This is a genomic window from Shewanella sp. SR44-4 (assembly GCF_014163715.1).
GTDB lineage: Bacteria > Pseudomonadota > Gammaproteobacteria > Enterobacterales > Shewanellaceae > Shewanella.
Map to the genome: position 1 here is coordinate 120,114 of NZ_JACJDU010000002.1, position 21,810 is coordinate 141,923.

The 21,810-nt window shown below is 43.1% G+C and carries 21 protein-coding genes; 15 read left to right on the forward strand and 6 right to left on the reverse strand.

Annotated elements, in window-relative coordinates:
- Positions 1 to 37: 37 nt before the first annotated feature.
- The 6 genes from H5125_RS01820 to H5125_RS01845 all read left to right on the forward strand — a co-directional run bounded on the left by H5125_RS01820 (position 38) and on the right by H5125_RS01845 (position 7,345).
- On the forward strand, positions 38 to 808 hold the full coding sequence (locus H5125_RS01820) for a PepSY domain-containing protein (protein ID WP_182743357.1): 771 nt from the start codon (positions 38 to 40) through the stop codon (positions 806 to 808).
- Positions 808 to 1,533: a PepSY domain-containing protein gene (locus H5125_RS01825; RefSeq protein WP_101084894.1), complete on the forward strand. Its 726-nt coding sequence runs from the start codon at positions 808 to 810 to the stop codon at positions 1,531 to 1,533. Before H5125_RS01820 ends, H5125_RS01825 begins: the two co-directional genes overlap by 1 nt.
- Before the next feature lie 183 nt (positions 1,534 to 1,716).
- A complete protein-coding gene (locus H5125_RS01830) occupies positions 1,717 to 2,163 on the forward strand; it encodes a CopL family metal-binding regulatory protein (protein ID WP_157822752.1) in 447 nt (148 codons plus the stop codon).
- A 105-nt stretch (positions 2,164 to 2,268) separates the two neighbouring features.
- Positions 2,269 to 2,586 carry a heavy metal-binding domain-containing protein gene (locus H5125_RS01835; protein WP_409085802.1) on the forward strand — a complete coding sequence of 106 codons (318 nt, stop codon included), beginning with the start codon at positions 2,269 to 2,271 and terminating at the stop codon, positions 2,584 to 2,586.
- Between the two features lie 95 nt (positions 2,587 to 2,681).
- On the forward strand, positions 2,682 to 4,190 hold the full coding sequence (locus H5125_RS01840; RefSeq protein ID WP_182743359.1) for an efflux RND transporter periplasmic adaptor subunit: 1,509 nt from the start codon (positions 2,682 to 2,684) through the stop codon (positions 4,188 to 4,190).
- 11 nt (positions 4,191 to 4,201) lie between these two features.
- Positions 4,202 to 7,345: an efflux RND transporter permease subunit gene (locus tag H5125_RS01845; RefSeq protein ID WP_182743361.1), complete on the forward strand. Its 3,144-nt coding sequence runs from the start codon at positions 4,202 to 4,204 to the stop codon at positions 7,343 to 7,345.
- Positions 7,346 to 7,442: 97 nt separating this feature from the next.
- Here H5125_RS01845 and H5125_RS01850 read toward each other — a convergent pair whose 3' ends face one another.
- The 5 genes from H5125_RS01850 to plsB form a co-directional block, all read right to left on the reverse strand.
- On the reverse strand, positions 7,443 to 7,709 hold the full coding sequence (locus tag H5125_RS01850) for a hypothetical protein (protein ID WP_182743363.1): 267 nt from the start codon (positions 7,707 to 7,709) through the stop codon (positions 7,443 to 7,445).
- A complete protein-coding gene (locus H5125_RS01855; RefSeq protein ID WP_059745865.1) occupies positions 7,706 to 7,969 on the reverse strand; it encodes a hypothetical protein in 264 nt (87 codons plus the stop codon). The genes H5125_RS01850 and H5125_RS01855 overlap by 4 nt, the downstream gene beginning before the upstream one ends.
- 228 nt (positions 7,970 to 8,197) lie before the next feature.
- Positions 8,198 to 8,974, reverse strand: a complete 777-nt coding sequence (locus H5125_RS01860; protein WP_182743365.1) for a VOC family protein — start codon at positions 8,972 to 8,974, stop codon at positions 8,198 to 8,200.
- 144 nt (positions 8,975 to 9,118) lie between these two features.
- Complete coding sequence (mtr, locus tag H5125_RS01865; protein ID WP_182743367.1) at positions 9,119 to 10,375, reverse strand: tryptophan permease; 1,257 nt, start codon at positions 10,373 to 10,375, stop codon at positions 9,119 to 9,121.
- A complete protein-coding gene (gene plsB, locus H5125_RS01870; protein ID WP_101085352.1) occupies positions 10,375 to 12,798 on the reverse strand; it encodes a glycerol-3-phosphate 1-O-acyltransferase PlsB in 2,424 nt (807 codons plus the stop codon). Before plsB ends, mtr begins: the two co-directional genes overlap by 1 nt.
- Positions 12,799 to 13,062: 264 nt before the next feature.
- Between plsB and lexA the strand changes: the two genes are divergently transcribed.
- The 6 genes from lexA to H5125_RS01900 all read left to right on the forward strand — a co-directional run bounded on the left by lexA (position 13,063) and on the right by H5125_RS01900 (position 19,204).
- Entirely contained in the window at positions 13,063 to 13,677 is a 615-nt protein-coding gene (gene lexA, locus H5125_RS01875) for a transcriptional repressor LexA (protein WP_059745867.1), read from the forward strand.
- Positions 13,674 to 14,180, forward strand: coding sequence for a cell division inhibitor SulA (locus H5125_RS01880; protein WP_059745868.1), 507 nt, complete (start codon positions 13,674 to 13,676; stop codon positions 14,178 to 14,180). The genes lexA and H5125_RS01880 overlap by 4 nt, the downstream gene beginning before the upstream one ends.
- Positions 14,181 to 14,575: 395 nt before the next feature.
- A complete protein-coding gene (gene coxB / locus H5125_RS01885; RefSeq protein WP_182743369.1) occupies positions 14,576 to 16,162 on the forward strand; it encodes a cytochrome c oxidase subunit II in 1,587 nt (528 codons plus the stop codon).
- Between the two features lie 9 nt (positions 16,163 to 16,171).
- A complete protein-coding gene (gene ctaD, locus H5125_RS01890) occupies positions 16,172 to 17,767 on the forward strand; it encodes a cytochrome c oxidase subunit I (RefSeq protein ID WP_101084886.1) in 1,596 nt (531 codons plus the stop codon).
- Between the two features lies 1 nt (position 17,768).
- Complete coding sequence (locus tag H5125_RS01895; protein WP_182743371.1) at positions 17,769 to 18,332, forward strand: cytochrome c oxidase assembly protein; 564 nt, start codon at positions 17,769 to 17,771, stop codon at positions 18,330 to 18,332.
- Positions 18,329 to 19,204 (forward strand): cytochrome c oxidase subunit 3, encoded by an 876-nt coding sequence (locus tag H5125_RS01900; RefSeq protein ID WP_162022070.1) that lies wholly within the window; start codon positions 18,329 to 18,331, stop codon positions 19,202 to 19,204. Before H5125_RS01895 ends, H5125_RS01900 begins: the two co-directional genes overlap by 4 nt.
- 16 nt (positions 19,205 to 19,220) lie before the next feature.
- Here H5125_RS01900 and H5125_RS01905 read toward each other — a convergent pair whose 3' ends face one another.
- Positions 19,221 to 19,439: a DUF2909 domain-containing protein gene (locus tag H5125_RS01905; protein ID WP_041412724.1), complete on the reverse strand. Its 219-nt coding sequence runs from the start codon at positions 19,437 to 19,439 to the stop codon at positions 19,221 to 19,223.
- Between H5125_RS01905 and H5125_RS01910 the strand changes: the two genes are divergently transcribed.
- From H5125_RS01910 to H5125_RS01920, 3 genes are read left to right on the forward strand one after another with little or no spacing between them, the layout of a single operon-like run.
- A complete protein-coding gene (locus tag H5125_RS01910; protein ID WP_182743373.1) occupies positions 19,387 to 20,214 on the forward strand; it encodes an SURF1 family protein in 828 nt (275 codons plus the stop codon). The two genes, H5125_RS01905 and H5125_RS01910, sit on opposite strands and share 53 nt — an antisense overlap.
- Positions 20,215 to 20,270: 56 nt before the next feature.
- On the forward strand, positions 20,271 to 20,822 hold the full coding sequence (locus H5125_RS01915) for a hypothetical protein (protein ID WP_101084881.1): 552 nt from the start codon (positions 20,271 to 20,273) through the stop codon (positions 20,820 to 20,822).
- On the forward strand, positions 20,822 to 21,802 hold the full coding sequence (locus H5125_RS01920) for a heme A synthase (protein ID WP_101084880.1): 981 nt from the start codon (positions 20,822 to 20,824) through the stop codon (positions 21,800 to 21,802). Before H5125_RS01915 ends, H5125_RS01920 begins: the two co-directional genes overlap by 1 nt.
- The last annotated feature ends 8 nt before the right edge of the window (positions 21,803 to 21,810 follow it).

Consider the following 21,810-nt stretch of genomic DNA (forward strand, 5'->3'; position numbering starts at 1 on the left):
AACTAAACCAATAATAAAAATAATAAGGTTAATTTGAATGCATAAAACCGCAAGAACACTCCATAAATGGTTGATGCTGTTTCTCGGGCTACAGTTTGTGATTTGGTCAGTAACAGGAACATATATGGTGTTTATGCATATTGACTATATTCATGGGGATTCGCTCATCAGTAACCCCCAAACAAAAATCAATACCGATAAAATGCAGTATTCATTGACAAAACTGTTACAAACTTATCCTGAAGCAGAGCAAATAAGTGTCGGTAAACTGATGCAACAAGACGTATACCGCTTCTCTATCACGACCATAAATACGACTATAAATGCGACCATAAAATCGACTCAGCAGGTACTGCTAAATGCGCAAACAGGTGAACGTTTATCGCCACTTAATCAAACGGCAGCCATAGCATTAGCGCAATATTATTACCTTGGTAATGAGCCCATTAGCGAAGTGAGTTTACTGACTGATAACCCACCTTTTGAACTCAGTGCTCGTCACTTACCGGCGTGGCGAATTAATTTCGACCACTTTTCCGCACCATCACTTTATATCTCAGCTGACAGTGGATTATTAGTAGGCAAGCGCCATGCATTTTGGCGTTTATTCGACTGGGTGTTTCGTTTTCATGTGATGGATTATGGCGATGCTGAAGAAATCGATAACCAATTATTATTCTGGATAGCGTTGTTCTCAACTTTAGCTACCGTTAGCGGGTTAATATTAGTGTATTTCAGGGTATTACGTCGTACTAAAAACAAACGTAAGCCTATGTTGAGCAAGCGTAAACACAGTGGGGTTGCCTAATGTTTTGGGTCAGAAAACTGCATAAATGGGCATCAGTCATTGTAGGGGTTCAGTTACTCCTTTGGTTAATCAGCGGGCTGTATTTTAATCTTATGGATCACAATAAAGCCCAAGGACTTACCCACCTTAACGACACTCACACTGAAGTGGTAATAGAGACTCATCGTTTGCGTGAACCTAGTACTATTCTGGCCGCCTTTAAACCTAGCATATCGCTTAACATCATTACTTTATTAGATAAACCTTACTACCTATTAACCCATGAAAAAGGCTTATACAATCATCTTAACAATGACTACACCTTGGTTGATGCTTATGACGGTAACCAAGTAATAATTAATACCACAATGGCGCAACAGTTGGCCAAAGCATCTTACTCTGGAGAGGCTGTAATAAGTTCAACTCTCTTACTCACTCCGCCATTGGACGACTTTCCAAAACAGCGCAATGACACTTGGCAGATAAACTTCGCCGATAATATTGGCACCAGTGTTTATATTGAAGCACAGTCGGGTCGACTCGTCGGCCACAGTGATGAACATACACGTTTAGCCGATATATTTTTTATGCTGCACTTTATGGATTACACCAGTGAAGGCAGCTTTAATAACATCCCTATCAAGATTTTTGCGTTTATAACGTTATGGTTAACCTTTAGTGGATTAATTTGGGTGATTGATATGCTCAAGCGCAACAGGTATCGGCCCAAACTAAAGCGCAAATAATGGCGATTTAAACGTAAGTTGACCCTAAATTAATGAAATGGAATGTGTATCACACGATACTGATCATAAAAGCGTTATCATCATTTTCAGATTAATAAATTTAATCTGTTATTACTTGAAAGATTTTTACTTAAGTAAAGGTCTGTTAAGCTAACCCCTAATAAACGATTTGGTTAAGGCTAAATGAGAGCAAAGCAGTCAAACTATTGGATCATCGTAATCACTTTGTTCGCACTTGTCGGACAGGGGCTGCTGACTAATGACAGTTTGATGGTGCCAATGGCCCATGCAGAAATGGCTCAAGCAATGTCCGCTCAAACCGACAAAACAACCAACACCACATCAGCCATGTCGCATAAGGCAATGAAGAATTGCCACGATAATATGCAAAATGCCGTCAATGATGTGGGTGAACCTATTGCCGCAAAGTTACCGCAAACCAGCTGTTGTAATGGTTCCGGATTTTGCAGCTTGGATTGTAACCACTGTTTGACTATTTCGTTTACTGCCAACCTAATTGATATTCCATTGGCAACGACCAATATTCCCGTTTACTCTGCACCGCTTGCGATGGTTGTTAACCATGTGTCAATCGCATTCCCTCCTGCGTTCCGCCCTCCTATCGCTTAATTCAATTGATCATTCTTGTGCGTTAAGCACATTCAATACTATTGTTTTTTAGCGTTTATCATCATGCCGGTTATCAGTATTGTCATGATGAATATCGAGGTTATTATGAAAAAACTGCCATTTTTTAATGTGCTATTAAGCGCATTCGTTGGGGTCATCATCCCCGCAGCTCTGACATCAACGGTTGCTTATGGCGCAGAGCACGATCATGCCCAGCATCAGTCGCAAGCCAGTAAAACCTATACCTGCCCGATGCACCCTGAAGTGATCAGCGATAAAGAGGGAACCTGTCCCGTCTGTAATATGTTTCTCGTCGTCAAAGATGAGCAACAAGAGTCCAGTGCTGGCGACACTCAACATCCAATGGCTAACATGCATGGCGCTATTCCAAAAGAACCAAGCCTAGCAGACAAGTTTAATTGATCATTCTTGTGTGTTGAGCACATTCAACATTATTGTTTTTAGCGTTTATCATCATGGCAATAGTCAGTATTGTCATGATGAATATCGAGGTTGTTATGAAAAAATTCCCACTTTCTAGTGTGCTATTAGGCGCGTTTGTTGGGGTAATGATCCCCGCGGCTTTCACATCACCTGTCGCTTATGGCGCAGAGCACGATCATGCCCAGCATCAGTCACAAGCCAGTAAAACCTTTACTTGCCCGATGCACCCTGAAGTGATCAGTGATAAAGAGGGAACCTGCCCCATCTGTAATATGTTTCTCGTCGTCAAAGAGGAGGAAGAAGAGTCCACCGTTGACGGCACTCAAGATCCAATGGCAAACATGCAAAGTGCGACTCCTGTAAAACAAAGCCAAGCAGATAAGGTGTTTAGCCAACCTAAACCTACATTAGTGCCGACAGCAAATCAGAGCGATAGCACCAATGTAAAATATGTCTGTCCAATGCATCCACATGTAGTGTCCGATGCTCCTGGTACCTGCCCTATTTGCGGGATGAACCTAGAGAAAGTCACCGTTACCGATGCAAGCCAAGAAATTGTTGTCGGTGTTTCTGGCGGGATGCAACAAGCTTTGGGTATGCGAAGCCATGTAGTTGAAAAAACCAGTTTGTCGCGCCAAGTGAATACCATAGGCACAGTGCAATATAATGAAAATGCGATTGGCCATGTGCATACACGCGCAACCGGATGGATCGAAACGCTCACGGTAAATAACGTGGGACAACAGATAAAAAAGGGCCAACTTTTATATGAGCTTTACTCGCCCGAACTCGTCAATGCCCAAGACGACTATTCCCAAGCTCAAGACTACCTTTTGCAAGATAAAAAACGAGGTAGCAGTTTATTACTTAAAGCACGTAAACGCTTAGAGTTGCTTGGCGTCGATACCTCGATAATTGATCGTTTAGAAAAAACCGGTGAAACCATTTTTAAAGTGCCTTTTTATGCCCCACAAGATGGCTTTATCAGTAAGCTAACCGTGCGTGATGGCATGTATATTCAGCCTGGAGATACCTTGTTTGAAATCGTTAATTTAGACAGTGTATGGGTCATTGCTGATGTATTTGAAAATGAACAAAGCTGGCTACAACAAGGCCGTAAAGTCACTGTTAGCGCTGCAGCACAAGGGCTGTTTGATATTGACTCGACAATTGACTATATCTACCCAGAATTAGACCCTGTCACCCGAGCGATGCGGGTGCGGATCAAGCTTAACAATCATAACGACAAACTCAGACCAGGCAGTTTAGTTGATGTGACCTTATTTGGTCTGCCTAAGAATAATGTGCTCACTGTACCAACTGAAGCATTGATCCTTACCGGACGTGAAAACCGTGTGGTGGTGCAACGCAGTGATACCAGCTTTGCTTCCGTGCCAGTCAAAATTGGTATGATGGCAGACGGTAGAGCCGAAATCTTAGAAGGACTGAATGAACATGACAAAGTGGTTATTTCAGGGCAGTTCTTATTGGACTCAGAAGCCAGTATTCAAGGCAGTTTACAGCGTTTAAGTAATGCGCCAACGACCAAAGAATCAACCACTACCGATGCTCACCAGCACTAAGGAGCACGACAATGTTAGCAAAAATTATCAGTGCTTCAATAAAGCAACGCGTTATGGTGTTGATACTCACGGCCGTTATCGCGTTAGTGGGTTATCAAGCCATGCGCATGACCCCACTGGACGCGCTACCTGATTTATCAGACGTACAAGTTATTGTAAAAACCTCTTACCCAGGCCAGGCACCGCAATTAGTTGAAGACCAAATTACCTATCCATTGTCATCGGCCATGCTGGCCGTGCCGGGAGCCAAAACAGTACGTGGCTTTTCAATGTTTGGTGACTCGTTTGTGTATGTCATTTTTGAAGATGGCACCGATATCTATTGGGCGCGTTCACGGGTGCTTGAATATTTATCGCAAACACAAGACCAACTGCCAGCGGGTGTCACACCCAGTATTGGCCCAGATGCATCGGGAGTGGGTTGGATTTTCCAATATGCCTTAGTCGATCGCAATGGACAGTATGATTTAGCCCAACTGCGTTCATTACAAGATTGGTTTTTAAAACTAGAATTACAAAGTGTTGCCGGAGTATCAGAAGTTGCCACCGTTGGCGGTATGGAACAAACATATCAAGTGGTCGTCGACCCACATAAGCTAGCACTGTATAAAATCGACTTAATGACCATTAAAAACGCCTTAGATAATTCCAATAGCTCGACAGGCGGCTCGGTGATTGAAATGGCCGAAGCAGAATACATGATCACTTCAAGTGGTTATCGCCAAACCATTGCCGACTTTGCTGAAATCCCACTGGGCATTTTATCGGAAACTGGTACGCCGGTATTAATGAAAGACGTTGCCCAACTACGAACCGGCCCAGCGGCGCGTCGTGGTATTGCCGAACTCGATGGTAAAGGCGAAGTTGTCGGCGGTATTGTGGTGATGCGCTATGGTGAAAATGCTCTTGAAACCATTAATAATGTTAAGCAAAAACTCAAAGAGATCAGTAATGGATTACCTGATGGGGTCGAATTAGTCACCACTTATGATCGCTCTGATTTAATCTTACGCTCAGTCGATAACCTTAAGCATAAAGTGCTAGAAGAAATGCTGGTTGTCGGACTTATTTGCCTACTATTTTTACTGCATGCACGCTCAACGTTAGTCGCGATAATCACCTTACCTATTTCGATTTTAGTCAGCTTTATCGCCATGAATATCATTGGTGTCAATGCCAATATTATGAGCTTAGGCGGCATTGCCATTGCCATAGGAGCGGTGGTTGATGCGTCAATTGTGATGGTCGAAAATACCCATAAACATTTGGAACATTATCGCCAAAAACACGGTAAAGCTCCTGAGGGAGAAGACCATTGGCAACTCGTCAGAGAAGCCTCTATCGAGGTCGGCCCTGCATTATTTTTCAGCTTGTTGATTATCACTTTAAGCTTTACGCCAGTATTTGCCCTTGAAGCGCAAGAAGGGCGTTTATTCCACCCGCTAGCCTTTACCAAAACCTTCGCTATGGCGGCATCTGCCATTTTAGCAATCACCTTAATTCCGGTGTTAATGGGTTATTTTGTCCGCGGAAAAATCCCTGATGAGCGTAAAAACCCCATTAGTCGAGTATTAATTGCCATATATCAACCATTGTTAAAATGGGTACTGCATTTTCCTAAAATCACCATCGGATTAGCCATCATTGTGCTATTCAGTGCTTACTACCCATTAAGCCAAATGGGCTCAGAGTTTATGCCCACCTTAGAAGAAGGTGACCTACTTTATATGCCCACCACGCTACCCAGTGTAAGTGCAGGCAAAGCAGCAGAAATATTGCAACAAACTGACCGACTGATAAAAACAGTACCCGAAGTGAAACGAGTATTTGGCAAAGTGGGCCGGGCCATGACAGCAACAGACCCTGCGCCGCTAACAATGTTAGAAACCACCATCATGCTCAAACCGCCTGGCGAATGGCGTGAAGGCGTAACCTTAGAGAGCATTATTGCTGAACTGCAAAAAACCGTGCGTATACCAGGGATGACCAATGCTTGGGTGCAACCGATTAAAACCCGTATCGATATGCTATCTACCGGCGTGAGAACCCCTGTCGGCATAAAAATATCGGGCGCAAATGTTGAAGAACTACAACGTATTGGTGCAGAAATAGAAGCGGTAGTAAACCAATTACCGGGAACTGAGTCGGCATTTTCACAGCGCAGTAGCGGCGGCCGCTATATTGATATCACACCAGACCTTAAAAATGCTGCACGTTATGGCATGACCTTAAAAGATATCCAAGATGTGGTAAAAATTGCCATTGGCGGCATGACCGTTGGTGAATCAATACAAGGTCAAGAACGCTATCCAATCAATATCCGTTACCCGCGAGAGTTACGTGACAACATCGAGAAGCTCAGAAATTTACCGGTACTGACTAAAACGGGTAAGTACTTACCGTTAAGTTATTTAGCCGAACTGAAAATCACCGATGGTGCCCCCATGCTAGCCAGTGAAAATGGTCGCCTTATCTCGTGGGTGTTTGTCGATCTGAAAGACATTTCTATCGGTGAATATATCGTTGCAGCAGAAAAGGCACTTAAACAACAAATTACCCTTCCTCCACGCTACAACTATAGCTTTGCTGGGCAATACGAGTACATGCAACGCGTAGACGCCAAAATGAAAATGGTGATCCCATTAATGATCGCGGTGATTTTTATGTTGCTGATGATGACTTTCAACTCAGTAATACAAGCATCTGTAATCATGTTAAGTTTACCTTTTTCATTGGTGGGTAGCGCATGGCTACTATATGGGCTGGATTTTAATTTTTCAGTTGCTGTATCTGTCGGCATGATTGCCTTAGCAGGGGTCGCCGCTGAGTTTGGCGTGGTGATGCAGGTGTACCTTAATAATAGTATTAAGGCCTATAAAGAAGCCGACAATTACCACAGCAAAGCGGATTTAACGGCTGCATTAATTGAAGGTGCAGTGATGCGCATTCGCCCTAAAGCCATGACCGTCGCCACCATCTTTTTTGGGTTACTGCCGATCATGTGGGGCAGCGGTACGGGTAATGAAGTGATGCAAAAAATTGCTGCGCCTATGGTCGGCGGAATGGTCACGGCGCCGCTATTGTCGCTATTTGTTATCCCAGCAATTTACTTGCTGATATATGGCCGTAAGTTACCCAAGCAATCATTGTCTTAAATTTATTTAACCAGAGTTGAGGTTATTACTTTTACCCCTATCAATAAAAATCCCAAACGATTAATCGCTTGGGATTTTTTATATGCTAATCACAGTGTTATTTACGCTTAAGTGATTCATTAAGTTGGTCGGCTTCATCTTGTTTCTTTTTACGACACGCCGCAATATCATCAGGGTGACCATACTTACATGGGTCGCTGGCTAAAATTGCCCTAGGGACATTCAGTATCATGTAATCTGTGTCATTTTTATTGTCATCTGCATTGCCAATATTATTACCAATATTGATGATATCGGTACCACGGCATCCCGTAAGTATCACTAAGCTAGATAACAAGCATAATTGGATTATCCGTTTTTTCATTGTTGTAATATTCCTTGTTTTTGACGCGCAAGCAGCATCATGCGGATAATCCCCCATAGCATAATAATCGCACCGATAATCAACATAATAATAATGATCAAAGGGTTGGCTAACATAGGCAAGAAATCTTGGTCAAACCCTACAAGGATACCGTAGAGCCCAAGACCAAATAATATCGTGCCAGGAAAATCGATCAGTGCCACTAACAACATACTGCGATGAATACTGGCTAATGTGATTTGGGTGTTTTCCTGTGTCATTCACTCATCCTTGGTTAAATACACTAACTATTACCAATAACTCTTACCAACAACTGATAATAACATTTTACTAACAACTCACTATGACATTACTTAATAATCAAGGTTCAATCGCCACTCTATGTTAAATCGGCACTCTACATTACACGATACTCTAGCTTCAATCGGCAACACTGAAAATATAAATAATTAACATTCATTATGTAAAAACATAATTTTCAAATCTATTTATTCTGCAGTAAATAACGCAATAATTGAAAACACCCCACCTTGTGGATCATTGAGTACAGAAAAACGGCCTACGTTAGGAATATCAGTTGCAGGCACACAAACTGAAGCCCCCAAGGTTTGTGCTTTAGTCACTGATAAATCACAGTCATCAACGGCAAAATAGCTCATCCAATGAGCAGGAGTATCGCCCCATTCTGCAGTCATTTCCATCAATCCACCAATGGCTTGCTCCCCCGCATACCATTCGGTGTATTCAAAATCAGCCACATCATTAAGCTTAGTTTGGTAACCTAATACTTGGCTATAAAACTGTTTCGCCGCAGCGGTATCACGACAAGTAAGCTCAACCCAACATAGGGTATTTGATTCTTGCGATCGCTTAATGCCAATATGGTCTTGGCCTTGCCATAATGCAAACCGACAGCCTTCTGGATCTGCGCATAGCGCCATACGGCCAGCATTTCCAACAGAATGAGGCCCCGCAATAATCTCACCTCCAGCTTGAGTCACAGCCTTAGAGGTAGCATCAACATCATCGACTGCAAAATAAATTGTCCAATGAGTCGGTAAGGCCTCCATTTCTGCCGGCATTGGGTACATTGCAGCAATATCATCACCGTCGATTTGCAGCATAGTATAATGCCCTTCTGGCATAGGCATATCATCTGCTCCCCAGCCAAATAGCGCCTGATAAAATGCTTTACCTGCCGCCCAATCATGAGTTGCTAATTCAATCCAGCAAGGCTGTCCTTGTTGATACTGTTGTACCTTCATTATCCTAATCCTTTATAAAAATAGTTGCCTTGATATAGCCAACATGAAACTTGTCTCATAAGTTAAGTCGATATCAGCAGAAAAGCAAAAAGCCTTCAAACGAAGGCTTTTAGGCTAAAAGTTGTTTCACCGGAATTTTTGCGTCTATTTAAACACCGGCAATATATCGGCCATGGCCAGCAAATGACATATGGCAGTGATAACTCCAAACAACACCACAATAGCAATTAACGGGGTTCCACCAGGGACTTTAAATCCCTTTGAGTCAGGATATTGTTGTCTTACTTTATAGGCTAATAACGCAGGTACAATAACAGCCCAAATAGTGGCAGCTAGCGCAGCAAAACCAATCGCTAAAATAAATCCATTCGGAAATAACAAACCAAGGATGGTTGGCGGTACAAACGTGACCGCTGCAGTTTTAATTCGTCCTGAGCGCGAGTCGTCAAACCCAAATAAATCAGCAAGGTAATCGAACAAGCCTAGTGTCACACCTAAAAATGATGAGGCAACGGCAAGGTTGGCAAATAGGGTTAGCATGTTATCAAGCCATTGGCTGGCAATAACCCCAGACAACGCACCCACTAACACACCTATATTGCCACCTTGAGCAATAATATCGGCAAACTGGCTTCGTTGAATATTACCCATCGTTGCCACTAACCAACATATATAAATTACTAATGCGATAGTGGTTCCAGTAATAATCGCTTTAACGATGGTTTTGGCATCTTTACCGTAATATTTGACTAAACTTGGCACATTGCCGTGATAACCAAAACTGGCTAAGCCAAATGGAATCGCGGCAAGTAAATAAGGCAGGTAACGCGATTCACCATCAGGCGACACTAGCTTTATGGTATCAATGTCGATTAGTAAGTTACCGATAGCCAAAAAGAAAGTAATCACCATGCCACCAAGCATGATTGTGGTGATACGGTCGACCGCTTTAGTACTAATAAATACCACCAAAGCCAAGACTACCGCAAACACCAATCCGGCCACACTCTGGGGTAGGCTCACGCCCAATGCTGACAGACTGTGATTCACAATCGAACCACCACCACTGATGTAAGCATAGGTTAAAATATATAACACAAACGCAATCGAAACGCCGTTAATCACCCGCCAGAACTGCCCAAGAGTCACCCGAGTTAAGGTGTCAAAACTGTCGCCTGGTTCAAAATGCAAATTGGCTTCTAATAACAATAAACCCGACATTAGCATGCAAAACCAAACGCCGAGCAACATCGCGATAGAATAGCCAAACCACATTCCAGCACCAACAACGGGTAACGAAAACATGCCCGCACCCACAGTGGTTCCGGCAATAATCATCGCCCCACCCAATACAGATTTACCGCTGGTACGATGCTTGGCAGCATTCATATGATTAGCCATTATTGTCCGTGCTCCGCTTCCACACTATCAACAATGGTTTGTCTTACTAAAGAGCTGAGTAATTTATTAGCGTTATCACGAATTCTGATCACTTCAGCACGATGTTCGTCGCTGCATAAATAACCCAATTCTTTCAGTTTCACACTCAGGGTGTTATATAATTTTTTGTCATAAAATTCTGGTGCGGTAATGCCATGCAGCGCGCCTAATCGTTGGGCTAACAAATGGCTATCGCGTTCCAGTTCTGAGCGCTCAAGATCAGGTTTTATTGCGAGTAAATTGAAGATAATCGCATAACGTTGCAACGTTTCACTGATAGTTTCAGCAAGCAGTAACACTTGGGTAATATGACGAGGCGTTATCTCAAACTGATCGCTACCGGTCAGTAAACCTTGTTCAACCATGAAATCTAAAATGCTGTCCACATGTTGAGGCACGTCATCAATGCTCATAAATAGCTCAGCTTTAAGTAATGGATAAAAGTCCATTACAATGCCATGAATTCGCTGGCGATCGCACACGTCATAATGCACTAAACAACTGGCAATTAATGACGGCAACGCCATCAAATGAATAATATTATTACGGTAATAACTCATGGTGATGGCAATTTTTTCATCAACTGAAATAATTTCACCAATAAGGTCTTTGGTACTAACAAACTTATTTAACGACAGACAGTGATCAATAATTGACTTGCCATTACCTTCGGCCACAGAGGTATAATCGGTATAAGGCACTGTTTTAAGTAAGGCTAAATACAAATCAAGCTGACGTTCTAACTGGCTTCTTTCTAACGCATTTTGCTCTGACGCTAATAACACTAAACTAGTCAATGTTACTGAACTGGCTGCGGCCGCTCCATTGATATTAGTCATTACGCGGTTAGCTAACAAATTAACTGAGGGCGTAAACCAAGATGGTTTTTGGTCAGGATCTTTAGCTAGCTCATCACGCCACTCTGGCGCCTGCTGATTTAAGAACTGTTGTAAATTAATCGGCTCACCAAAATTCACATAACCTTGGCCAAAATTGCCTAACTTACGAATAGCACCAAATACCTGCCATACAGATTCTTTTTTCTTTTTCTTACCGCTTAATTCTTTGTGGTACGTCGCCACTTCCATCACATGGTCATAACCTAAATACACGGGTACTAAGGTTACTGGGCGCTCTATCCCACGTAGCACACTGTTAATTGTCATAGCCAACATACCGGTTTTAGGCGCTAACAAACGTCCTGTACGCGAACGACCTCCTTCAGTGAAATACTCGACCGCATAACCCTTAGCAAATAACTGATCTAAATATTCACGAAATACTGCGGTATAAAGTTTATTACCATTAAAACTACGACGGATAAAGAATGCCCCACCACGGCGGAACATCGGCCCTGCTGGCCAAAAATTAAGGTTAATACCGGCAGCAATGTGCGGCGGAACCATGCCCTGATAATACAAAATATACGACAGTAGCAAGTAATCCATATGGCTACGATGACAAGGAACGTAAACAATTTCATGACCATCATGATGTAACTGTCTTACTTGCTCGGCACCTTTGATATTGATGCCACTGTATAATTTGTTCCATAACCAAGTCAGGAAACGTTCGGCAATACGCACCAAACTATCAGAATAGTCGGCGGCAATTTCATCAAGGTATTCAATGGCGGTTTCACGTGCTTTCTCGACTGTTACTTTCTTATTTGCAGACTCTTCTTCAATGGCTTTTTTGATAGATTCTGATTTTAATAAAGAGGCAAACAACGCTTGTCGATTCGGTAATTGTGGCCCCGTCATGACTTTGCGTTGACGGCGGAAATGCACACGGGCGACTCGGGTTAATTTGTGAGCAATTCTTTTATCAGTACCATGTTCATCGGCCATATGACGAAGCGATAATGCATTAGAAAACTGGACGAAATTATGGCGTCCTAAAAATAAAATCATTAACCATTTACGTAACCACGTAGGGTTTTCACGTTCAAATACAGCAGCTTTCATGCTGTCTTCTTCTTTACCTGGGGTACGTCCCCAATAAAGGCAAACAGGAACCAACTGTATATCTAATTCAGGGCTCTCACTATGAAGTGACAATAAACTGGTAAAATAATTAAGGAATTTGTCACCACTTTCACGTTTACCAAATAGTGGTTTGCGGCCCTCTAAACAGACCACACGAGGCACGGTTAAGCCATCAAGCTGTAATGGCTCATAAGGACTGGGCAGACCAAAGCCCTCGGTGATTTCGCTCAACGCGGCAATATCGCTAATAGATTCCGTTTTCATTAAATAAACCAAAGGTTTAGTTGGATCTATATTGAGGTCATCAAAAGGATCGTGAGGGACCACAATGGTCTGTACCATCCACTTTTGAATCCATCTTAATGCTCGTAAAAATATTGAATCTGGTTTTGACATGGTTATTTTCGCAACATAAGCCACTGTAATATTGTCGTATAGGATACCAGAAACCACCCTGCTTACACTATCAGACCGATCTATCTTTACGTTTAAGCTCTCACTATCAGAAATAACATAAGACAGAACATTAGTAATAGTTAATTAAAACATATTGTTGAGTGATACTTAATCAACAATATACAAAAAATAGTTGGTTAATACTTGCGCGAACACAAACACTGTATATAATGACAGTCACTGTATAAAAAGACAGGAATCATCATGAGACCGTTAACGCCGCGCCAAGCAGAAATTTTAGACTTAATTAAAAACAATATCGCCGAAACAGGTATGCCACCCACTCGTGCTGAAATTGCGAATCGTCTTGGCTTTAAAAGTGCTAATGCCGCCGAAGAGCATTTAAAAGCATTAGCCAAAAAAGGCTTTATCGAGATCATGCCTGGTACCTCAAGAGGCATTCGTTTACCTCATGAAGAACAGGTTGAAACCGGTCTGCCACTCATTGGACAGGTTGCTGCTGGTGAACCTATTTTGGCCCAAGAGCATGTAGAACAATACTATCAAGTCGATCCAAACATGTTTAAGCCCGCCGCAGATTTTTTATTGCGAGTGCGTGGTGACAGCATGAAAAACATCGGCATTTTAGAAGGCGACTTACTCGCTGTACATAAAATGCAGCAAGCACGTAATGGCCAGGTTGTTGTGGCACGTGTTGATGATGACGTCACCGTAAAACGATTTGAACAAAAAGGTAATGTGATTTATCTGCATGCCGAAAATGAAGATTACAATCCGATAAAAGTAGATTTAAGTTGCCAAAGCCTAACCATCGAAGGGCTTGCCGTTGGCGTTATCCGTAATGGAGATTGGTTATGAACAAACTAATGGGCATCGCGCCACGCCACCCGGGCTTATGGGTAGATTTAACTGAAACAGAACTGCATGGCACCCAAACCATTCAAACATTACAAACTGTCACCCAAGGTGAAGCTGAACTGAGCCAATTGTGCAGCCAGTTAGCAATATTGAGCCAGCAAGGCAGATGGATTGTATTAATTAGCCCGCCCCATATTGGCTATAAACATATGCTGGCAAGTGCTGGTGTAAGAATGGATCGCATTTTACTGGTACACACCAAAGATGAAGTCGAAACATTATGGGCCATGGAGAAAGCGCTCACTAGCGGTACATCGAGCGCAGTAGTAACTTGGACAAGCTCACTTGATGCTCGCGATAGTCGCCGTTTAGAAATTGTCGCCAAAAGTGCACGTGCATTAGGGGTGGTAATTGAAGATGTGAATGCTCACTTACCTCACAAACATCAACTTGTTAGCCCTACTTTAACAAATGGAACAAGTAATTTTTGCTCATTTCACTAAGCACGAACCCTTCATTACCAAGCCCTGTATTGAATTCAGGGTTTTTTTTCATCTTTTTTCAGCCTATTAGCCAACAAAGTGATCTTGATCAATGTTTAATCTACAAGTAATGTGGTTAACAAGGATGAAACATTTTTTATCTTTAATTGGACGTGAATGGCAGTAATCAAGATTACTTTCAGACAAATGAGCCAAATCAAAATTGATAAGTTCAGTAGTAGGTACAAGCGTGGTGCACAGCTAACAATAAAACCGTAGACCGTATGTTTACAGCCACCAAAGTACTTTGAGGTCATCAAACTTTTTTCGGGAACCGAAGAGTTTGCATAGAGCAGAGAATTACTGTGTGACTCTTCTTTGTAGTTGCTATTTGCAATTAGCAGAGGAGTAGTCTTGTGAAGCAATGGTTGTATTGTTTACTGGTGGTGTTTGTAGCACTTCCGCTTGGGGCATCAGAAATGCCCCTCAACATGACTCAAGGCGTGACAGATATCAGTGGCAAGGTTTATGACCTCCACATGACGATTCTTTACATCTGTTGTGTAATTGGGTTAGTGGTGTTTGGGATCATGATTTACTCAATGATTTATCACCGCAAATCAAAAGGCGCTGTCGCGGCCAATTTTCACGAAAGTACCAAAGTGGAAATTGCTTGGACCGTCATCCCTTTCATCATCTTAATCGGCATGGCTATTCCAGCCACCAAAACCTTGATTGCTATGGAAGATCCCAGTGATGCTGATCTCACCATAAAAATTACCGGGTCGCAGTGGAAGTGGCATTACAGCTATTTTGATAAAGACATCGAATTTTACAGCACATTATCCACTCCCAGAGCACAAATTGATGGCAGTGAGGCCAAAGGCGAGCATTACCTCCTTGAAGTCGATAAGCCATTAGTACTGCCCATTAACCAAAAAGTGCGCTTCTTGATGACATCTGATGATGTTATTCATTCATGGTGGGTACCCGCGTTTGCCGTTAAAAAAGATGCCAATCCAGGCTTTATCAACGAAGCCTGGACTCGTATTGATAAGCCTGGAACGTATCGCGGCCAATGTGCCGAGTTATGCGGTAAAGACCATGGTTTCATGCCGATTGTGGTGCAAGCATTATCGGAGGCCGATTTTGATAATTGGTTAGTGGAGCAAAAAAAACTAGCAAGCAATGCAGCTGCAGCCGCTGCGGCATCAATGTCTAAAACCTTGTCTCTTGAGGAGCTAACCTCACAAGGTGAACAAATCTATATTGCTAGGTGCGCCGCTTGTCACCAACCCAATGGTGCGGGTCTTCCTGGTGTATTCCCATCATTAATTGGCAGCCCTATCATAAAAGGCCCTGTTAACGATCACCTGAATATCGTCTTAAACGGTAAACCAGGTACTGCAATGCAAGCCTTTGCAAAGCAACTTAGCGCCCAAGAAATTGCCGCAGTCATTACCTTTGAGCGTAATGCGTGGGGCAATAATAGCGGTGATGTAGTTCAAGCTGCTGATATAGGAAACTTTTTAGGCAGTAACGAGGCAAGCACCGAACCAAGTAAAGCAGTAACCGATGCAGCAAATACTATTGCAGCAACGACAACTGACATTACCGATGCGGTTACCGACAAAGCCAATCAAGCTGTCGAAGCCGTAGCAGAAGCTGTTGTACCGGAGGATCTGCCCACGTTAACCTTGGAGCAATTAATTGCTGAAGGTGAGCAGGTTTATGCTACGACATGTGCTGCATGTCACCAAGCCACTGGCGCTGGATTACCAGGCGCTTTCCCTTCACTTATTGGCAGCCCTGTTGTTACTGGACCGGTTAGCGGACATATCGATATCGTTATGCACGGAAAACCAGGTACCGCAATGCAGGCATTTAGTAGTCAACTTAGCCCGCAAAAGATGGCGGCGGTGATTACTTATGAGCGCAATGCGTGGGGCAATAATTCTGGCGAAGCGGTGCAACCTGCCGATGTCGCTAGCCATGGACAGTAGGGGAAAACAATGAGCACAACAACGCACGATACACTGGCTACCGCTCATGATGATCATCATCACGGCGCTCCGAAGGGGCTAATGCGCTGGCTACTCACCACTAACCATAAAGATATCGGCTCGCTGTATTTATGGTTTAGTTTCATTATGTTTCTTACTGGCGGTGCGATGGCAATGGTGATTCGAGCTGAATTATTTCAGCCTGGATTACAGCTAGTAGAACCTAACTTTTTTAATCAGATGACCACAGTTCATGGCCTCATCATGGTGTTTGGGGCGGTGATGCCCGCTTTTACCGGGTTAGCAAACTGGTTAATTCCAATGATGATTGGTGCCCCAGATATGGCACTACCGCGAATGAACAACTGGAGTTTTTGGATTTTACCCTTCGCCTTTACCATTTTATTAGGTTCACTCTTTATGGAAGGCGGCGGCCCTAACTTTGGCTGGACATTCTATGCTCCGCTCTCAACCACCTATAGTCCTGACAGTACCGCCCTATTTGTTTTCTCCATTCACATAATGGGAATAAGTTCGATAATGGGCGCAATTAACGTCATTGTAACCATTGTAAACTTGCGAGCTCCTGGCATGACCTGGATGAAGTTACCTTTGTTTGTGTGGACTTGGCTCATTACCGCATTTTTACTGATTGCAGTAATGCCGGTGCTCGCAGGTGCGGTCACCATGGTATTAACCGATAAGTTTTTTGGTACTAGCTTTTTTGATGCTGCAGGTGGTGGCGATCCGGTGATGTTCCAGCATATTTTCTGGTTCTTTGGCCATCCCGAAGTTTACATCATGATTTTACCATCCTTCGGTATTATCTCCGCGATAGTACCAACCTTTAGCCGTAAAAAGCTGTTTGGTTACTCCTCGATGGTTTACGCCACTGCCAGTATTGCCATTCTGTCATTTTTGGTATGGGCACATCACATGTTTACTACTGGTATGCCTGTTTTTGCCGAATTGTTTTTCATGTATTGCACCATGTTGATTGCCATTCCAACCGGGGTGAAAGTGTTTAATTGGGTCGCCACTATGTGGCGCGGTTCAATGACATTTGAAACTCCAATGCTGTTTGCAGTGGCATTTATCATCCTGTTTACCATTGGTGGCTTTTCGGGCTTGATGTTGGCAATTACCCCTGCTGATTTCCAATACCACGACACTTACTTTGTCGTGGCTCACTTCCATTATGTACTGGTGACTGGGGCGATATTCTCCATTATGGCGGCGGCTTACTATTGGCTGCCTAAATGGACCGGCCATATGTATAACGAAACTTTAGGTAAGTGGCACTTTTGGTGTTCGGTAATATCCGTCAACGTGTTGTTTTTCCCAATGCACTTTCTAGGCTTAGCAGGTATGCCGCGTCGGGTTCCCGACTACGCGGTACAGTTTGCCGATGTGAATCAAATTGTGTCGATTGGTGGCTTTGCATTTGGTTTATCTCAGCTAATTTTCCTTGTTGTAGTTCTCAAATGTATCAAGGGTGGCAAACCCGCTGGAGATAATCCTTGGGAAGCAGCCGAAGGCTTGGAATGGTCGATTGCCAGCCCTGCGCCATATCACTCGTTTACCACTCCACCGGAGATTAAATGAGATGACACAGCCAACAAAATCAAATCGTAAGCTATTAATCATCCTGATTGCCGGGTCAATTGGTATGTTTGGGTTTGGTTTTGCGCTGGTACCGCTTTATGACGTGCTCTGCGATACATTGGGGATTAATGGCAAACCCCAAAATAGCGCCAGTAGTTATGAAGCGGTGGTGGTTGATAAAAACCGGACCGTAACCATTGAATTTGTGACTCAAGTTCAATCAGGTATGCCATGGGAATTTAGCCCTAAAGTTAACCAAATAAGCGTACATCCTGGGGAGCTCACTCACGCACAATTTTTGGTTAAAAACCTATCGACACGTGACACGGTAGGCCAAGCAATACCTTCGGTATCGCCAGGGCAAGGGGCGGCATACTTCAATAAAACGGAATGTTTTTGCTTTAATCAACAACCTTTGGCTGCAGCAGCAACAGCAGAACTACCACTGATTTTTTACGTGGACCCTGATTTACCAGCGTCCATTAACACATTGACTCTCTCTTATACCCTTTATGACATCACCGATAGACAGGCGATCGTCATGGAGCAAGGAGCAGCAAAATGACAACAAAGTATCAAACTTATTATGTGCCAACCCAAAGTGCTTGGCCAATAATCGGTGCTATCGGTTTATTTTTAATTGCGTTTGGCGCAGGTAATTATGTACAACAATTAACCACTGAAAAAACCTCTGGCGGTTACATTTTAATAACCGGCTTGGCCGTGATTATCTTTATGATTTTTGGCTGGTTTAAGACCGTTATTGATGAATCCATGGCTGGACTGTATTCACCGCAAATGGATCGTTCATTTAGGCAGGGAATGAGTTGGTTTATTTTTTCAGAGATTATGTTTTTTGGGGCATTTTTCGGCGCGCTATTTTATGCCCGAATGATTTCAGTACCTTGGCTTGGTGGCGCATCTAACAATGCCATGACCCATGAAGTGTTGTGGCCTGCATTTGAAGCTATGTGGCCATTGGTTAAAACACCTGATGGCACCGCAACAGAAGCCATGCCATGGACGGGTTTGCCGTTAATTAACACTATTATACTGCTAACCTCGTCGGTTACCTTGCACTTTGCTCATACCAATCTCGAAAAAGCCAATCGTAAACCTTTGATAATCTGGTTAGCGTTGACGGTAATTCTGGGTATTGCGTTTCTCAGTTTACAGGTTGAAGAATATAGCCATGCATACCAAGAAATGGGGCTTACGCTCTCTTCTGGTGTCTACGGCAACACCTTCTTTTTGTTAACCGGTTTTCACGGCATGCACGTAACGATTGGCACCCTGTTCTTGATTATTTTATTACTCAGAATTGTAAAGGGCCACTTTAGCCCCGACAAGCATTTCGCTTTTCAAGCTGGGAGTTGGTATTGGCACTTCGTTGATGTGGTGTGGTTATGTTTATTCATTTTCGTATACGTACTATAAAACCACGTATTAACGACTAATAAGGTCTGGGGTTAGGTTGAATGTAACCAAGCCCCAAAGCCACCAGCAATACCATTATAACGACAACAGAAAACAATACGCGCCGGCCGAGAAAACGACTCATTGATTGTTGATGCTCGCCCTTAACCATAATAAATAAGGCCCTACCTAAGTTAAATAATATGAATACAAGCAACGAGACTAAAACTAACTTAACGATGAAAGGTGTTGTCACAGGCAATCCTTTTAAAAGTGTGGGGGTGTCTCGGGTATTATTCGTAATCATTACTTTGGTCGTGTTTAGCTTGTTGGTCAAGTTAGGATTATGGCAGTTATCACGAGCAACCTTTAAACAAGAGTGGCAAAGCACACTTATCCAGCGCCAACAGCAACAAGCACTCACTTATGAGGAAATGTTGACAATAGTTGAAACGTCAGAAGCCTCAACAAGCTCTCAACCGGAGACGAGATTACTCACGGGTTATCGTCTGAAGATCTCAGCTAAACCCGTCAATAACATGATGCTGTTATTAGACAATCAAGTGTTTCAGGGTCAAGTAGGATATTTAGCGTATCAAATTTTTGAAATAACCCCTGAACAACCTTGGATAATGGTCGAGCTAGGCTTTGTGCCTGCAAACAAAGACCGTCGAATTTTACCTGAACTAACCCCCTTAAAAACAAATTACTACACACTGTTTGGCCGAGTTTATCAAAAACAACCCAACCCATTAAGTGACCGACTCGATGCAGAGCAATTAGCCGATACTCATGCTCCAGTACGTTTTCAAAATATCAATATACCCGCACTCACTGACATGCTTGGCCATACACTGACGCCTGTGGTGCTGCAACCCGACAATGTTCCAAATTATCACCTGCCTCAACCTTGGATACCCATTCCATTGTCGGCACAAAAACATCAAGGGTATGCCTTGCAATGGTTCACCATGGCAGCAGTATTTTTAGGACTAATGAGTTGGATAGCATTTCGACAATTTCGACGCTAAGCACCGTCGTTCATAATTAACTTAACAATAATATCAAATGATAAAGAGGAGATGGAATGAACTCCCTACCGAAAAAAAGCAATAAAGCACTACTGGTCTTACTGCTGGTATTTATTTTACCGGTTGCCTTAGCCAAATTAGTGTTAAGCCTAGAGCTGTATAACGGAGCAGCAACCAACAAAGGGGCGCTGATCGCTCCCGACATAAACTACACCAACTTAGCCATGGAAAACCCTAAACCTCATGCATGGCAAGTACTGTTTTTTCTACCCGAAACCTGCAATGAGCAATGCCAAGAACGGCTGTACATTTTACACCAAAGCTATATTGCCCTGGGCAAAGATAGGGATCGTGTTACCCCAATCATTGTAGTAAACAGCCACAGTGACACCAAAATTCTCAAGCAATTAAATATCTCATTTGACCAAGCAAACGCCAATGACGCACTTGCTGCACTATTGATCAATCAACAGCTTATTATTGTCGACCCTCTCGGTAGCTTAGTCATGCAATATGACAACGTAATAGGTCACGACGCCAATATTGCTCAGGGCAAAGCCATGATTGCCGATTTACGCAAAATGCTTAAGTTGTCGAGGGTTGGCTAATGGCAATACAGCGATTAATCAAATTCACTTTAGTGTTTACCTTGGCCGTTATTTTAATGGGCGCCTATACACGTCTGTCTGATGCTGGATTAGGTTGTCCTGACTGGCCAGGCTGTTACGGCCATTTAGCGGTGCCGAGTGCAAGCCATGACTTAGCCAATATTGAAAGTCGATTTCCTGATGCTCAAATTGAGCCAGAAAAAGCTTGGCTTGAAATGATCCATCGCTATATTGCTGGTACTTTAGGGTTAATGGTTTTAGCCATTCTAATTATGTGTCTTAAACAGCCGCAAGCACCCAAAAAACTGCCCGTTTTTATTGCGGTACTCATTGTGTTTCAAGCCGCATTGGGAATGTGGACTGTCACCATGAAATTAATGCCTGTTGTAGTAATGGCGCACCTTATAGGCGGTTTTAGTTTATTCGCCTTGTTACTGCTGTTATATCTGCGGCTTAAACCATTAAGGATCCCCGGAGGTGATACCTATGCGCGTAAGCTCATTCCTTTAGCACTAGTCAGTTTTGGTGTATTAGTCATTCAAATTATACTCGGTGGCTGGACCTCATCAAATTACGCCGCGCTTGCCTGTACCACCCTGCCCATATGTGAAGGTAATTGGGTCGATAATTTACGTTTAGCCGATGCTTTTTCACCATTCCAAGGCGATCACCCCAGTTTTGAATTTGGCGTTTTAGACTATTCCACCCGCATGACCATTCATGTCAGCCATCGAATTTGGGCAGTGGTAACCGCCATAACGCTAATCGTACTTGCACTCAAATTACGCTATGCACAATCACATATAATGCGTAACAGTGGTTACTTATTAGTGTTACTGGTCATCGCTCAAGTCGGACTGGGTATTAGTAATGTGGTGATGAATTTACCTTTAGGCATCGCAGTATCACACAATGGAGGCGCAGCCTTATTGCTGCTTACCTTAGTCTTTATTAATTACGCCCTGTTGCGTAAAGCATAAGTGAGGAT

Coding starts and splice junctions, on each gene's coding strand:
- H5125_RS01825 (WP_101084894.1), top strand. CDS start 808: ATGTTTTGGGTCAGAAAACTGCATAAATGGGCATCAGTCATTGTAGGG.
- H5125_RS01855 (WP_059745865.1), bottom strand. CDS start 7,969: ATGACACAGGAAAACACCCAAATCACATTAGCCAGTATTCATCGCAGT.
- plsB (WP_101085352.1), bottom strand. CDS start 12,798: ATGTCAAAACCAGATTCAATATTTTTACGAGCATTAAGATGGATTCAA.
- H5125_RS01840 (WP_182743359.1), top strand. CDS start 2,682: ATGAAAAAATTCCCACTTTCTAGTGTGCTATTAGGCGCGTTTGTTGGG.
- H5125_RS01830 (WP_157822752.1), top strand. CDS start 1,717: ATGAGAGCAAAGCAGTCAAACTATTGGATCATCGTAATCACTTTGTTC.
- H5125_RS01915 (WP_101084881.1), top strand. CDS start 20,271: ATGAACTCCCTACCGAAAAAAAGCAATAAAGCACTACTGGTCTTACTG.
- H5125_RS01860 (WP_182743365.1), bottom strand. CDS start 8,974: ATGAAGGTACAACAGTATCAACAAGGACAGCCTTGCTGGATTGAATTA.
- H5125_RS01835 (WP_409085802.1), top strand. CDS start 2,269: ATGAAAAAACTGCCATTTTTTAATGTGCTATTAAGCGCATTCGTTGGG.
- ctaD (WP_101084886.1), top strand. CDS start 16,172: ATGAGCACAACAACGCACGATACACTGGCTACCGCTCATGATGATCAT.
- H5125_RS01820 (WP_182743357.1), top strand. CDS start 38: ATGCATAAAACCGCAAGAACACTCCATAAATGGTTGATGCTGTTTCTC.
- mtr (WP_182743367.1), bottom strand. CDS start 10,375: ATGGCTAATCATATGAATGCTGCCAAGCATCGTACCAGCGGTAAATCT.
- lexA (WP_059745867.1), top strand. CDS start 13,063: ATGAGACCGTTAACGCCGCGCCAAGCAGAAATTTTAGACTTAATTAAA.
- H5125_RS01850 (WP_182743363.1), bottom strand. CDS start 7,709: ATGAAAAAACGGATAATCCAATTATGCTTGTTATCTAGCTTAGTGATA.
- H5125_RS01920 (WP_101084880.1), top strand. CDS start 20,822: ATGGCAATACAGCGATTAATCAAATTCACTTTAGTGTTTACCTTGGCC.
- H5125_RS01900 (WP_162022070.1), top strand. CDS start 18,329: ATGACAACAAAGTATCAAACTTATTATGTGCCAACCCAAAGTGCTTGG.
- H5125_RS01895 (WP_182743371.1), top strand. CDS start 17,769: ATGACACAGCCAACAAAATCAAATCGTAAGCTATTAATCATCCTGATT.
- H5125_RS01880 (WP_059745868.1), top strand. CDS start 13,674: ATGAACAAACTAATGGGCATCGCGCCACGCCACCCGGGCTTATGGGTA.
- H5125_RS01845 (WP_182743361.1), top strand. CDS start 4,202: ATGTTAGCAAAAATTATCAGTGCTTCAATAAAGCAACGCGTTATGGTG.
- H5125_RS01910 (WP_182743373.1), top strand. CDS start 19,387: ATGAATACAAGCAACGAGACTAAAACTAACTTAACGATGAAAGGTGTT.